The organism is Ruminiclostridium papyrosolvens DSM 2782 (assembly GCF_029318685.1).
GTDB lineage: Bacteria > Bacillota > Clostridia > Acetivibrionales > DSM-1351 > Ruminiclostridium > Ruminiclostridium papyrosolvens.
In genome coordinates this window covers 2,993,327-3,007,378 of record NZ_CP119677.1, presented here as the reverse complement: position 1 = coordinate 3,007,378, position 14,052 = coordinate 2,993,327, and the positions used below count along the sequence as shown (strand labels likewise).

Below are 14,052 nucleotides of genomic sequence, written 5' to 3'. Positions count from 1 at the left end.
CAAATAATGTATATATTAGGTATAAATTTTACTACTCACGATTCTGCCGTATCTTTGGTCAAAGATGGAGAAATAATATACGCTGCTGAAGCAGAGCGGTTTAATAGAGAAAAGCATACAAAAAAATTTCCTAAAGAAGCAATTGAAGATTGTTTTAAAACATGTTGCATTACCATGAACCAAATAGATGAAATAGCGGTATTTGTGGAGCCAAAACTGTATAAGCGTTTATTTTTTTATAATTCTTTTTCCCAATTTCCTAAGTCGATATTATATATTCCGTACATAATCAAGTGGATTAAGAGAAGAAAAGAAATATATAGACAGATTTATTCTTACTTTGGTGAAAAGTTTAAAAATAAGGTGCATTATGTAAATCATCATTTAGCACATGCTGCCAGCTCCTATTATGCATCAGGATATGCTTCGGCTATCATTGTTACATTAGATGGCAGAGGGGAGTATGAAACAATAGGCATATACAAGGGAGAAGGAACAAAAATTATAAAATTATACAGCTATAAGTATCCCCACTCAATAGGATATATGTATACGGCTTTAACAAAATTTTTGGGATTCAAACCTAAGCATGATGAATATAAAGTTATGGGCTTGGCATCATATGGGAGACAAAATCAGGATGCTGATAACAAGATAAGTAAACTTTTTAGTCTGAAAAATAATAAATTTCGCCTTAATCTGCATTTCTTTGACCATCATTATAAATTTGGTAAAAGAAGAATGCTGTACTCGAAAAAATTTCAGAAAACATTTGGCAGTCCCAGGTATAAAAATAATCTTGGGCAAGATGACGCTGATTTGGCTTACTCACTTCAAAAGCATTTAAACTTAATAGTGTTGGAGATTTTAAAGGATGTGCTCAATAAGCATAAAACTGTCAAAAACTTATGTCTTGCTGGAGGTGTAGCTTTGAATTGCTCAATGAATACAGCTATAGCGGAATCTCAGCTCTTTGATAACATATTTATTAATCCGGCAGCCAATGATGCAGGAACATCACTTGGTGCCGCATTGTACTGTTTTTATTTGAAAAGTCCCAATACTCCAACGGTTAAATTAAAGAATGCATATCTTGGGCGTGATACAGATACAGATGCTGATATACAAGCTAGAATATCAAAATATAAGGATATTAGTTATTACTATCAAAAAAATGTTTGTGAATGTGCTGCCCAGAAAATATCAAAGGGAAATGTTATCGGATGGTATCAGGGACGTATGGAATTCGGTCCACGTGCATTAGGCAATAGAAGTATTCTTGCAGACCCAAGACTTTCTGGAATGAAGGATTTAATTAATAAAAAAATCAAATTCAGAGAAGAATTCAGACCATTTGCACCTTCAGTATTATATGAAGACGTATCTGAGTTTTTTCAAGTTCAAAATTGTGCACTTTCTTTATATAAATACATGCTGTCAACAGTCAAAGCAAATCCAAGCATTATCAGTCAAATACCAGCTGTTGTACATGTTGATGGTACATCTAGAATACAGACTGTTTCTGCAGGTGATAATGAGAAATATTATAACTTGATAAAATGTTTCAAACAAATAACAGGTATACCTATATTATTAAACACTTCTTTTAATATCAAAGGTCAGCCGATCGTATGTAGTGTTGAAGAAGCCGTAGCCAGTTTTTTGGAAAGTGACTTGGATTATTTGTATATAGGCAGTTACGAAATTGTAAAAAACAGAGGTGAAAAGCTATGATTATTGCTTTAATTGGATTACCCTGCGCAGGAAAAACTACGTTTTCCAAGGAATTGGAGAATGAATATTCAGCTATGGGGTACAAAGTAAAGATTGTTAAATTGTCGCAGTTGATAAAAGCTTTTTATGATGCTCCCACGTTAAGTGGTCAGGAAGTGGAAGATAAGTATATTGAATCTTTACAACTGTTCGGCAAGTCTTTTTGGGCAAATAAAATATTGAAGCTTCATGAAACTGTTGATTTTCTTATTATTGACGGTGTTTGGTATTTGAACGAGCTTTCATTTTTACAAAGTCAGTTAAATAATCAATTCTGTGGCGTTGGATTGTATAATAGAAAGGAAATACTATATGAAAGAGCTTGTATTGATACTATGAGAAAAAACGAGGACATTAATGAATTTTACCGGGTAATGCTTATTATTAAAAACTTCAATATCAATCAGTTTTCTAAATATATTTCATACACTGATATAAATAGTACTGTAAGTATAAAAAATGAACTGTTAAATGTTTATAAAATGCATGAAAACAGATTACAATAGTTTACATAAACCATACTGCCGATGAATTTATTTCATCTAACTGTTATTAAATTCAATATGTTCTAATATATGTATATTACATTCATTTTTAGAAAAGAGGTAATTTATGAAGAGAACATATCTTATATTTTTAGCTGCGGTTTTATCAGTATTGCTATGTACAAATGTTGGTGCAGCTACCTTGGATAGTAAAATAACGGTTTTACAGGCTAAGTATGACAATTTAGAGGAACTTACAAGTTCAGACTATGATATAAATAGCAATAACCTGCCGCTTTTAAAATTTCAAAGCGATGATAAATATGGAGTAATAAATAAAGATGGTGTTATTATAGCAGACGCAATTTATGATGATATATGGGATTACTTTCATGGGTTTATTATGGTTATAAAAGACGATAAAGTTGGGTTTATAGATGAGAAAGGTAAAAAAATTACTGACATAAAATATGATATGTATGGTGTCGGAAACTTTTTTGAAGGACTTGCAAGGGTGGAGCTACAAGGGAAATGGGGCTTCATTGACACAGTAGGAAAAGAAGTCATTCCATTAAAATATGATGATGTTTTTGATTTTGCTAATGGTGTTGTACCTGTATGTGTAAAAGGGAAATGGGGGCTTATTGATAAGACAGGCAAAGAGATACTTGCCCCCAAATATGCGCAGATTGGCTATGAAGCTGAAGGCATCGGTACCCTTGTCAGTTTTAGGGGTGGGATTGCTCAGGTAAAGGATTTTAGCAATAAATGGGGGTATATTGATGAAACCGGAAAAGAGGTTGTAAAGCCTCAGCTTGATGAAGCATATGACTATAGAGACGGATTTGCTCCATTTGTGAAAAATAAAAAAGTCGGGCTTGCTACTAGAGACGGTGTTGTGCTTAATCCAATTTATGACTATATTTATGACTTTGGAAGAAATGATATCTCTTTCTTTTCCCAAGGTAAAAAATTGGGACTGATAAATAGAAAGATGACGGTTTTGGCTAAGCCACAATTTGACGCTGCAGGTACTATATCAGCCGATGGTTATATGAAAGTAAAAAAAGGTACCAAATATGGTTTTATAGATAAAAACGGTAAAGAGATAATTAAACCACAGTATGATGGAGCAGGGACGTTTTGTTACGGCTTGGCCCCGGTTGTTATAAAAGGGAAGATAGGTTACATAAATATAAAAAATAAGCTGGTTATTACGGCACAATTTGAAATAATGAAAGATGAAAACGGAAATGAGAATTTTGAGTTTGGAACTGCAGCTGTATTGAAAGGTGGTAAGTACGGGATTATAGACAAAAATGGAAAGTACTTGACAAACCTAAAATACGATTCAATTGAACATAGTTACGAAAACCAGTTGTATATAGTAAAGGAAAAAGGAAAGTTTGGAGTACTTGATAAAAATGGTAAAGTTATTCTAACCCCAAACTTCACGAGTATTAAAGTTATCAAAAAGGTTATTTGTGCTGAAACCAATGGGTTCTCCAAATTATTTGGACTGGATGGGATAGCAATTACACAACAAAGCTATAAGAACATGATGCCTTGTAATTCAGACTCTCGGGAGTTTGAAATTTTTACTTTTGACAGTAATGGCAAGAAGGGCGCACTAGTATACAGCCTGGATTAAAACCTCAAGGGAAATAAAAACTACTGATTTGGATTCAGTAGTTTTTTTGTGCAGGGTGATGGAGTTTATTCTTTTGGTTTGCTGCATATTAGAGCTGTTATTTCGTGTTTAGGTTTCATTTATAGATGTGATATAATTGACTTTGCAATATCGGACAAGCATAAAAAAGAATTAAGTAAGAAAAATAAATAAGTATAAAGAAAAACAGACAAAAGAGAAATTACCATAAAGGAGATATGAAAAAATGAACCCATCTTTTATTGATTATAAATTGAGTAATGAAATATTAAAAGCAATAAGCATGTTGAATTTTAAAAGTCCAACAAAGGTTCAAGAAAAGGTTATACCGGCTGTTATAGAGAAAAAGGACATTATAGTAAAATCCCAGACAGGGAGTGGGAAAACAGCTGCCTTTGCTGTTCCCATCTGTGAGTTGGTAGAGTGGGATGAAAATAAACCTCAGGCATTAGTGCTTACACCAACAAGAGAACTTGCTATCCAAGTGAAGGAAGATATATTTAATATAGGTAGATTCAAAAGGCTTAAAGTATCAGCAATTTACGGCAAATCTCCTTTCTATAATCAGGAAAAGGAACTCAAGCAAAAAACCCATGTGGTAGTTGGAACACCGGGACGTATTATAGACCATATCGAAAGAAATACCTTTGATACATCAAATATAAAATATCTTGTAATAGATGAAGCTGATGAAATGCTCCATATGGGATTTATTGAACAAATAGAAACCATAGTGTCAAGTCTTTCAAAAGAACGTGTAACAGTGCTATTATCAGCAACAATGCCGATAGATATAGAGACCCTATGCAATAAATACATGAAAGAGCCAATACGTGTTGAAATCGAGGAGCAAAATACAACGACAGACAGGGTACATCAGGAGAGATATGATGTAGAAAGGGCAAGTAAAATAAAACTTTTAAGAGATATAACAATAGTAGAAAATCCGGATAGCTGTATAATATTTTGTAATACAAAGCAAAAGGTAGATGATGTATATGATAGACTTCTACTGTTTAAATATTCCTGTGAAAAAATTCATGGGGGAATGGACCAGCGTGACAGATTAAAGGTAATGAATGACTTCAAGCGTGGATATTTCAGATATCTGATAGCTACAGATGTTGCTGCCAGAGGGATAGATATAGACAACATTTCACTGGTAATTAATTATGATATTCCACAAGATGGTGAAACATATGTACACAGAATAGGAAGAACCGGGCGTATAGGCAGGGATGGCAAAGCTATATCTTTTGTAACAGAAGATGAAAGTAAGTATCTGAATGATATAAATCAATACATTGGCAAAGAGATTATACTAAAAGAAAAGCCCGATAGAGAAACCGTAAATAATTTAAAACAGGAGTTTTCTGAGAAAATAGTTACTGCACCTGAAATTAAAGAAACAAAGGGAGTGCATCTTAATAAAGAGATTATGAAATTACATATCAATGCAGGAAAGAAAACAAAGATGCGGCCTGTGGACATTGTAGGAACACTCTGCAATATAAAAGGTATGACAGCTGAAGATATAGGTATCATAAATATACTTGATGTATCTACCTTTGTAGAAATACTGAACAATAAAGGTGAGCTGGTTTATAAGGAACTGCAGAAAACACCTATAAAAGGAAGACTTCGCAAGGTAAGCAAAACAATGGATGCATAATGAAAATATATATAAAGAAGGTAAAGGAATAATAATGAACAAGTTTAATTATATTGAAACAGATAGATTGTTAATAAGAACCTTAAGTATGAAGGATAAAAATGATTTTTTCAAATACCGTTGTCTGCCTGAGGTTTGCCAGTACCAAGGATGGAGACCAAAGAATATTGAAGAAATTGAAGAGTTTATAAATAAAAACATTTTGGTATGTCCTAACACAAGTGATACATGGCTGCAATTGGCTGTGTGCCTGAAGGAGGGACAACTGATTGGAGATATTGGCATTCATTTTATAGATGACGATTATCAGATTGAAATAGGATATACACTTTCTCCTGAGCATCAAGGTAACGGTTATGCCGCAGAAGCAGTAAAAGCCGTAATTAATTGTGCTTTTGTTGAACATAAAAAACATAGAGTGTCGGCATCTGTTGATCCCGACAACATAAAATCAGTAAAACTTCTTGAAAAAATAGGATTTAGAAAAGAAGCTCACTTTATCAAAAGCTATAGGATGGGAAACCAATGGTGTGATGATTGTGTATATGCAATATTAGCAGAGGAGTGGAAATCCCTCTAATAATCAGAGTGTACAAATTAATAGTATTATGATTTCCTCAAGCGCCTTCGTTCACCGACCCTAAATAATACTACAGTTAAAGCCAGAACAACCGCTGCACCCCAAATAGCTCTTACTCCGAAATTAAAAGTAAGCAGTTCTCCTAAAAAAGCGCCTGAGACAAATGAAATAATAATTACAAAATAGCGGAGGGCACGAATGCCTGAAGTACGGTCTGGGCGAGTTATCCTTTATAGCTTCAGCAACAATTACACCAAGTACAAAGGCTATAATAGGTGGGAGGTGGGCAAGGGCCTGATGCCATTCTCCTTTTGATGCATAAATACCAAGAAAAACAATGTTTCCGGTTTGTGCATTTGCAAAGACACCTCCTCTGCCTATATAAGTGTATGCATCCAAAAAACCGCCTACAATGGCAAGAAGCATTCCAAAGGGAACTGATTCATATGTAGGGTGCTGTGAATTTAATTTTTTATCGTTTTTAGTAATTAATGCAAAGCTCTTATAATTCATATAAAAAATCCTTTTATAGTCAGAGGGTAAGCCAAAAAAGCTGGCTAAGATTGCTGCCTTAAATAAATTTCTAAGAATTTACTATGCTAGAGTAAGTGCCTTGTATACAGATTAGTATCTCTTTTCATAAATTTAGACCGACGGCTTATACCATCGGTCTATTTGTGATGCATTATTACTTTTTAGTGTTTTTTTATCATATTATTGACTTGAGTTAGCAGGTCTTTTTTTGCGGACTGTTGGACTTGAACCCACACAGTCTACCATTATGCCCCTATGGAGGTGATATTTTAGGGGCACTGTTTTTCTGCACAAGAAAAACAGTGCTACAACGAGCAATCTTTTTCATTGTTTTCTAAACCTAGTTTTGTAATTTTATTCACAAGACTGATCATTGCAGGCAGGAATACTAGAAGCATGATGAAACAAAGTATAGCGAGACCTGCAATGACGGTGACAGCTAATTCGGATAACAGTAGCAATCCGGAAGGCATGAGTGTAGCAAAAGTGCCTCCTAGTATTATGACTGCTGACATAACCACTCCGCCTATTTGTTTAGATGCCTTGACGATTGCGTCTTTTGGTGGCAGGTGCTTATATTCCTTGAACCTCATCATTAAGAAAATACTATAGTCGACTCCCAGCGCCGCAATGATAATGAATGAGAAAAATGGTACAAATGACGATAGTCCCGTATAATGCATTATCTGGATGAAAATAGTGTTTGACACAAAAATGGCCGCAAAATAAGAGCCCACGAGGGATATGGTAATGAAAATTGATGTCCAGAAGGATCTGATGATAAAAAGCAGAACAAGGAATATTCCAGTCAAAACGATGATGATCATTCTGGTGAGATCACGATTTAGTACATCGTTCATGTCGTTTGTTGTTGAGCTAGGTCCGGCTACACCAAACCTGGCATCAGAAAGCACTGTTCCTTTAACCCCGTTCGTTACTGCTGTGTTGATTTCTTGAATGGTATTTATCGCATCCATGGAATACGGGTCATATTTCAACACGATAATCATCTTTGTAACAGTTCTGTCACTTGACATAAACGTATCAAGCGCAGGTTTGAAATCCCCGCTTGTTAAGGCCTCGGCTGGAATATGAAAGGTTTTTTCTTTGTTGTATTGTGATAGGAAATCCTTGCTCTTCTCCAAGCCACCGGATATATCCTTTAAAGCAGTACTCACATCTGAAAGCTGCGTACCGAATGAAGAAAAATTGTTAAGCCCTGATGCGAGCTGCCGCTGGCCTGATTTCATCTTATCAAGACCTTCGGTTACGCTGTTCATGTTTGTGACGATTGTCCCAACACCTTTCGATGCTTTGGTGAGACCGCTATTTACTTTATTCAGACCGACTGCCATCTGCGATAGGCCTGCACTCATAATTGTCAGATTTTTGTTTGCTTCGCCAAAACCGGCGGTTATGGCATTATACCTGGAATTGAGGGCATTGACCCCTTCGGGAGTTATATCCTTTAGCGTAGATATCAATGAATCGATAGAATTTTTTAGACCTGAATAATTGGGATCATTCTTTGAATTTGTATAACTGTCTCCCAATGCAGCTACCATGGACTGCATCTGCGGTAAAGTTGCTTTTATACCCAGAAGCGCATTGGTGACATCCTGATAATACCTGCCGGTTTCCTTAAAGCCTGTTTGCATGGCGCTATAATTATCGATGAGTGTTTTCAGACCGCTGCTCATAGTTGACAAATTTTTTTCGATAGCTACAATACCGTTACTGATTGTAGCCGAATCGTCAGTGCCGTCTGCCAAACCTGCCTGTAGCTGACTTAACCCACTTGTAAGAGCACTCATCGCATCGTGAAGCTTGGCCGTACCATCAACCATTTCGTCGATCTTTGAAAAATCTGCCGAGTCGAGCTTAGCTTGCCCTTCGCCAAAACCAGTACCCATTTTATTTAGGCCGTCTTGCATTGTTGTGAGACCTTTCGTTACAGCGGTCATCTGATTGCTGATATAAAAATTATCAATTTGCGTGCCACGGGGTTGTGTCACAGAAGCCACCTGCTTGACACCGTCAATATTCTTAATATTTTCTGTAATTTTATCAATAACAGACAAGGCATCGTTGTTGTCAAGCGTACCATTACTTTCTAGTACAAGCGTTGAAGATATGGCTTCGCCTTTGCCGAAATGTTCAGCCACTATGCCGAATCCTTTTGATGAGGGGTGTGAATCACCAAGTTCACCGATTTGATCGAAGCTTAGCTTTTGCTGATAGAAAAAAACAGTTGCTCCTATAATTATAACAACAACCATTATTGAAAAAAGTGAGCGCTTCGTTGAAAATGTAGAGACCTTGCCCCATAATTTGCTTTCATTATGGCCATCTGCACTTTTTGATGGCCAGAAAATTCTTTTGCCCAATACTTTCATTGAAAACGGCGTTAGGGTCATGATTTGGAGTAATAAAATCGCGGCACCTATGACGACCACGATACCTGATTTATAAATAGGTGATTCAGAAAAAATCAAGCTAAAGAAAGCGATAAGTATGGTCAGAACGCTGAAAGCAATAGTCTTACCAGCCGTTTTATATGTTTGTATGATGGCCTCATCAGTGGAACTGCCATGGGATAATTCTTCCTTAAATCTGTTAAAGAGAAGAATGTTGTAATCTGTACCAATGCCAAAAAGTATCATTACTAAAAGAATTTGTGTCAAGGTTGTCACAGGAAAATTAGCTTTATCAATGAGCTGAGCGGCGATACCAATGGATACCAGATATGAAAAGGCTACAGTCAACAGGGACACTACAGGCGTTACGACAGATCTGAACATAATTATCAGGATTATAAGAATAAAAAAAACTGTTAATATTGCGCTCTTTTCGATACCTGAAACTGAAGCATTTACATAATCATTCGCAATAAAATCCTGACCTGTCAGATAATACTCCACGCCGACGTTTTTAAGTTTACTTTCAAAAGCAGCCTTAATGTCATCGACCTTTCGATCAAGCTTATTAAGTTTGAAGCTTACCATCAGCGTAGTACCATCTGCTGATATCAGTGAGTTTTTTACATCAGGATTACTGAATGGGTCAACAACTTTCTCAATGCCAAGCTTAGAACTGCTGGCGGTTATATCTTTTACGGTATCATCAATTCGGTTCATTTCTTCATTTGATAGTCCGTTTTGAGAATAAAATACAATTAGGTTGTTAGTGCCTTCAGAGGATTCCATCTTCTTTTTAATGGAGTCTGCCACAACCGACGGACTGTTATCGGGCAGAGGAGACTGACCTCTCTGCTGTAGTATACTGTTAATATCAGGCTGAGATATTGTAAGTAGCACTGTTGCCAGAAGCCATATTGAAAATATAGCCCAGCGACTTTTGATGATTGTTTTCATTTAACTACCTCCCTTAATAAAAGTCATTTCTGATGATTTCTACACGATTTATGATAATATGTAACTCATATTTGCTGCTACTTAGTTCCTGGCAGATTAATAACTTTCAAGATTAGTCAACATTGTGTTGCTTTATCATCAATCGTGAAGTATAATTCGTTTAGTGTAGTATAATTCACTAAGGATGGTAATACAACCAGCAATTTTCTTGACATTGTGTTAATTGCTACATATTAGACAAAATTGTTGGTAATTAATGAAAAATTAAAAACTTATGAGAGGTAGACATGAAAATTGAAAAAATAGACCGCAGGGTAAAATATACAAACTTGCTTTTAAAAGAAAGTATTATTGAATTATTAAAAACTAAACACATCTCAAAAGTATCGGTCAAAATGCTCTGTAATACCGCAGATATTAATAGAAGTACATTTTATGCACACTATGCTGATCAGTATGATTTACTTGAAAAATTGGAACAGGAAGTTATGACAAATCTTAAGGAATATATCAATCATGTTAAGAATGAACCTTCGCAAGTATTGAATCAAGTTCTTGAGTATGCTGCTAAAGATGCCGAATTGTTTAAAGTGTTGTTGAGTGAGAATTGTGGCTCTGCATTTCAAAGAGACTTCATGTCCCTTTCGCAGCAAAAAATAATCTCAAAGGTTAAGGACGACCATAGTATTGATGTGAGAACATCAGAATATTTGCAGTGTTTTATTCTTTCTGGGGCTTTGGAAATTTTCAAAAAATGGCTACATGATGGTATGGTTGAGTCTCCCGAACAAATGGCTGAGCTTATCTCAAAGCTTCTTTTTCAAGGGACATCATTTTTTTATAAAAAGAGGAATAAAGAAACCAAATAAAGTTGAACTTAAATATTTCATGGGGTTTATTGATATGTACTATTCATAGAGAAACAAAGCAAAAGTTTGTAATGATAAAACAACTAAAGAAGCAGTTCTACAATTATGATTTCCTCAAGCGCCTTCGTTCACCGACCCTAAATAATACTACAGTTAAAGCCAGAACAACCGCTGCACCCCAAATAGCTCTTACTCCGAAATTAAAAGTAAGCAGTCCTCCTAAAAAAGCGCCTGAGACAAATGCAAGAATAATTACGAAATAGCGGAGGGCACGAATGCCTGAAGTACGATCCTTCTGAGTAACAGCAATATATACTGCTCTGAAAGCTGAACGTAGATTGCCTGTAGACATGGTTGTGCAGTACGGGGAATCTACAAGTTTTCTGAAGGAGGATATTTGAACTGAAGAAACAAATGAAACTATAACAGTTACAATACTATTGTGAGCTGTATTTGTAATAAATCCTATAAAAATAAGTACAGTCATTTCAAAAAGGAGAATTGCCGGTGTCCAATGCAGTAAAAATAATCTGGGCGAGTTATCCTTTATAGCTTCAGCAACAATTACACCAAGTACAAAGGCTATAATAGGTGGAAGGTGGGCAAGGGCCTGATGCCATTCTCCTTTTGATGCATAAATACCAAGAAAAACAATGTTTCCGGTTTGTGCATTTGCAAAGACACCTCCTCTGCCTATATAAGTGTATGCATCCAAAAAACCGCCTACGATGGCAAGAAGCATTCCAAAGGGAACTGATTCATATGTAGGGTGCTGTGAATTTAATTTTTTATCCATTTTAGTAATTAATGCAAAGCTCTTATAATTCATATAAAAAATCCTTTTATAGTCAGAGGTTTTCCTGTTCTACAAAACAATAAAGAGAAGATTAATTAATCTTCTCTTTATTTGGTGCGGACGGTGGGACTTGAACCCACACGGTCTCCCATACGCCCCTCAAACGTACGCGTCTGCCAGTTCCGCCACGACCGCATCTATTAAATTTCTGTGTTATCGCTGCCGCATTCCGCATCAGCAAGTATGATTATACTAGCTACTATTAAGGTTGTCAATACAATATTTTAAAAAAATTATTAAATTATATTACCATAACATATTGTAAATAAATTATTTATTTTACGCGAAATATGTTGAAGTGAAATGCTACGACTGATACAATACTATTTGATGACATAAATAAAAAGGAGAGTTATACGTGGGTCTATTTAGTGCAAATTACAATAAACCGGGACCTGGAGTTGATAAAGATGCTCCTCCAAAACCGCGATTTTTTACATTTTTTGAGGTATTAAAAAGAAAATTCTGGCATCTTATAAGAATCAACTTTCTATATGTTCTTTGCAATATACCCGCTTTGGTGTTGGCATTATATGTTTCCAGCGCTTATTTACAAAAAGTCCATATAGATAATTCAGGATTAAACGATTTTTATATTAGGATATTCCTTGCAGCTATTATGATTTTTTTATCAGTGGTAACAATTGGCCCCGTACAAGCAGGTTTCACTTATGTTTTGAGAAATTATTCCAGAGAAGAACATGCATTTATATGGTGGGATTTTAAGGATAATTTCATTAAGAACTTTAAACAAGGTATGATAATAACAGGTATTGATATTGTTGTTATGTATATTTTGGGTATAGCTTTGAATTTCTATCTTAGTACCCCGGGAATACTTGCAACAGCGGCGTCAGCCTTTGTATTTCTATCAATAATTGTGTATTGTATTATGCATTTATATTTATACCCTATGTTGGTAACAGTACAATTAAGTATAAAAAATCTTTATAAGAATGCATTTATACTTTCGCTTTTAAAGCTATTACCGAACATACTGTTTGTAATTTTAAATATTTTGATAGCGTATGCGGCCTTCTATAACCCTATAATTGGGATAGTTTTATTTTTACTTATTACTCCTAGTATTACAGGTCTTATGAATAATTTCTTTGTTAATCCTACTATAAAGAAATATGTTATAGACACTACGCAGATTGCAACAGAAGATGAAGAAGAGGATTCCGATGATGATAACGGTGAAGGTTTCTATAAAAAGGTACTACCTGAAGAAAAAGAATAAAATAGCATATTAATATATTAGTTGAAAAAACATGATGCAAATTTATTTGCATCATGTTTTTTTAGTTAAATCAAATAAAAACCGATAAAAAGGTAAATATAAATAAATGATTGCCATCCTTGTTGAAAATAAATAGATATAAGAGAGAATATATGATAAAAGAAATAGTAATAATGGTTGCTGCTTGGCTATTAATGATTTCTACGTTAATAGCTTTTGTTCCAAAAGAGAAAATAAGGCATGCTCAGGTTGTATTCTTATTTCAACAGTTTGTTACTTGGGTTTTAGGACTAATTGTGGTGGAAATGAGATTTATAGAGTATCCTGCAAGATTATTTTCCTATGCAAACAGAACAAGCTTTAGTTTTGAATATTTCATATATCCGTCAATTTGTGTTATTTTTAACTTACATTACCCGAAAGACAATAGTAAGAAGAAGCAGTTTTTATACTTTTTTTGCTACTGCACCGGAATGACAATCTTTGAGGTATTATGTGAAATTTATACTGACCTGATTGAATATACCAATTGGACTTGGTACTATTCATGGATTACATTTTACTTAACACTTTATCTTTCCAGAAAATACTATATATGGTTTTTCAAGAGAAAAAGCGAATTAACAGGAAATTAACCATTACAAAATACTAAATTAATACTATAGATGTAAAATAATTACAAACCTTTTTCATAAGGTACATCCTTTTTAACGGCTCCGTGCATAACGGAGCTTAATTGTTATTAATTTAGAAAAATAACAGGAGGGTTGCTATATGGCTTGGAGTACATGTCCTAAATGCAACAATCATAATTTTGAGGTTGTTGAAAAATCTTTGGCAGGAAGCAACTTTAATTTGTCATTTGTTCAGTGCATGGTCTGTGGGACTGTTGTTGGAGTAATTGATAGTAATAATTATGCAAATAAGCTTAATGAGTTGGAAAACAAGGTAAGCAGCCTATCTGATAAAATGAGCAGTTAATAGTTAAATTACGGCT

At 34.9% G+C, this 14,052-nt stretch carries 13 protein-coding genes and 1 tRNA gene; 9 read left to right on the top strand and 5 right to left on the bottom strand.

All coding sequences use genetic code 11. From position 1 onward, the window contains the following. The first annotated feature begins 6 nt into the window (after positions 1-6). From P0092_RS13425 to P0092_RS13405, 5 genes are all read left to right on the top strand, one after another. Entirely contained in the window at positions 7-1,734 is a 1,728-nt protein-coding gene (locus P0092_RS13425) for a carbamoyltransferase family protein (RefSeq protein WP_004617541.1), read from the top strand. Next, positions 1,731-2,279 carry a hypothetical protein gene (locus tag P0092_RS13420; RefSeq protein ID WP_004617543.1) on the top strand — a complete coding sequence of 183 codons (549 nt, stop codon included), beginning with the start codon at positions 1,731-1,733 and terminating at the stop codon, positions 2,277-2,279. The genes P0092_RS13425 and P0092_RS13420 overlap by 4 nt, the downstream gene beginning before the upstream one ends. A gap of 106 nt (positions 2,280-2,385) precedes the next feature. Then, positions 2,386-3,909: a WG repeat-containing protein gene (locus tag P0092_RS13415; RefSeq protein ID WP_004617544.1), complete on the top strand. Its 1,524-nt coding sequence runs from the start codon at positions 2,386-2,388 to the stop codon at positions 3,907-3,909. A gap of 244 nt (positions 3,910-4,153) precedes the next feature. Then, positions 4,154-5,599: a DEAD/DEAH box helicase gene (locus tag P0092_RS13410; RefSeq protein ID WP_004617546.1), complete on the top strand. Its 1,446-nt coding sequence runs from the start codon at positions 4,154-4,156 to the stop codon at positions 5,597-5,599. Between the two features lie 34 nt (positions 5,600-5,633). Then, complete coding sequence (locus P0092_RS13405; protein ID WP_004617547.1) at positions 5,634-6,179, top strand: GNAT family N-acetyltransferase; 546 nt, start codon at positions 5,634-5,636, stop codon at positions 6,177-6,179. 26 nt (positions 6,180-6,205) lie between these two features. Here P0092_RS13405 and P0092_RS22155 read toward each other — a convergent pair whose 3' ends face one another. From P0092_RS22155 to P0092_RS13395, 3 genes are all read right to left on the bottom strand, one after another. Beyond that, complete coding sequence (locus P0092_RS22155; RefSeq protein WP_479692165.1) at positions 6,206-6,316, bottom strand: hypothetical protein; 111 nt, start codon at positions 6,314-6,316, stop codon at positions 6,206-6,208. Further along, a complete protein-coding gene (locus P0092_RS13400) occupies positions 6,303-6,692 on the bottom strand; it encodes a YoaK family protein (protein WP_004617549.1) in 390 nt (129 codons plus the stop codon). The genes P0092_RS22155 and P0092_RS13400 overlap by 14 nt, the downstream gene beginning before the upstream one ends. A gap of 326 nt (positions 6,693-7,018) precedes the next feature. Then, positions 7,019-10,087, bottom strand: a complete 3,069-nt coding sequence (locus P0092_RS13395) for an MMPL family transporter (protein WP_004617551.1) — start codon at positions 10,085-10,087, stop codon at positions 7,019-7,021. A 287-nt stretch (positions 10,088-10,374) separates the two neighbouring features. Between P0092_RS13395 and P0092_RS13390 the strand changes: the two genes are divergently transcribed. After that, positions 10,375-10,956, top strand: coding sequence for a TetR/AcrR family transcriptional regulator (locus tag P0092_RS13390; protein WP_004617553.1), 582 nt, complete (start codon positions 10,375-10,377; stop codon positions 10,954-10,956). Positions 10,957-11,059: 103 nt separating this feature from the next. On the opposite strand, the gene P0092_RS13385 is transcribed toward P0092_RS13390, so the two are convergent. Both P0092_RS13385 and P0092_RS13380 read right to left on the bottom strand, forming a co-directional pair. Continuing rightward, positions 11,060-11,785 carry a YoaK family protein gene (locus P0092_RS13385; protein WP_004617554.1) on the bottom strand — a complete coding sequence of 242 codons (726 nt, stop codon included), beginning with the start codon at positions 11,783-11,785 and terminating at the stop codon, positions 11,060-11,062. 79 nt (positions 11,786-11,864) lie between these two features. Further along, positions 11,865-11,947: transfer RNA gene (locus tag P0092_RS13380), tRNA-Leu, on the bottom strand. A 223-nt stretch (positions 11,948-12,170) separates the two neighbouring features. On the opposite strand from P0092_RS13380, the gene P0092_RS13375 reads away from it, so the two are divergent. The 3 genes from P0092_RS13375 to P0092_RS13365 all read left to right on the top strand — a co-directional run bounded on the left by P0092_RS13375 (position 12,171) and on the right by P0092_RS13365 (position 14,036). Beyond that, positions 12,171-13,055, top strand: a complete 885-nt coding sequence (locus tag P0092_RS13375; protein WP_004617556.1) for a YesL family protein — start codon at positions 12,171-12,173, stop codon at positions 13,053-13,055. A 152-nt stretch (positions 13,056-13,207) separates the two neighbouring features. Further along, entirely contained in the window at positions 13,208-13,690 is a 483-nt protein-coding gene (locus P0092_RS13370) for a CBO0543 family protein (protein ID WP_004617557.1), read from the top strand. Between the two features lie 139 nt (positions 13,691-13,829). Continuing rightward, the gene (locus tag P0092_RS13365) at positions 13,830-14,036 is read left to right on the top strand and encodes a hypothetical protein (protein ID WP_004617559.1); all 207 of its coding nucleotides are present in this window, start codon (positions 13,830-13,832) and stop codon (positions 14,034-14,036) included. The last annotated feature ends 16 nt before the right edge of the window (positions 14,037-14,052 follow it).

What these genes read in the sequence shown, in the direction of transcription:
- P0092_RS13415 (WP_004617544.1), top strand. Translation starts at nt 2,386, where the DNA reads ATGAAGAGAACATATCTTATATTTTTAGCTGCGGTTTTATCAGTATTG.
- P0092_RS13385 (WP_004617554.1), bottom strand. Translation starts at nt 11,785, where the DNA reads ATGAATTATAAGAGCTTTGCATTAATTACTAAAATGGATAAAAAATTA.
- P0092_RS13370 (WP_004617557.1), top strand. Translation starts at nt 13,208, where the DNA reads ATGATAAAAGAAATAGTAATAATGGTTGCTGCTTGGCTATTAATGATT.
- P0092_RS13395 (WP_004617551.1), bottom strand. Translation starts at nt 10,087, where the DNA reads ATGAAAACAATCATCAAAAGTCGCTGGGCTATATTTTCAATATGGCTT.
- P0092_RS13400 (WP_004617549.1), bottom strand. Translation starts at nt 6,692, where the DNA reads ATGAATTATAAGAGCTTTGCATTAATTACTAAAAACGATAAAAAATTA.
- P0092_RS13365 (WP_004617559.1), top strand. Translation starts at nt 13,830, where the DNA reads ATGGCTTGGAGTACATGTCCTAAATGCAACAATCATAATTTTGAGGTT.
- P0092_RS13410 (WP_004617546.1), top strand. Translation starts at nt 4,154, where the DNA reads ATGAACCCATCTTTTATTGATTATAAATTGAGTAATGAAATATTAAAA.
- P0092_RS13405 (WP_004617547.1), top strand. Translation starts at nt 5,634, where the DNA reads ATGAACAAGTTTAATTATATTGAAACAGATAGATTGTTAATAAGAACC.
- P0092_RS13420 (WP_004617543.1), top strand. Translation starts at nt 1,731, where the DNA reads ATGATTATTGCTTTAATTGGATTACCCTGCGCAGGAAAAACTACGTTT.
- P0092_RS13390 (WP_004617553.1), top strand. Translation starts at nt 10,375, where the DNA reads ATGAAAATTGAAAAAATAGACCGCAGGGTAAAATATACAAACTTGCTT.
- P0092_RS13425 (WP_004617541.1), top strand. Translation starts at nt 7, where the DNA reads ATGTATATATTAGGTATAAATTTTACTACTCACGATTCTGCCGTATCT.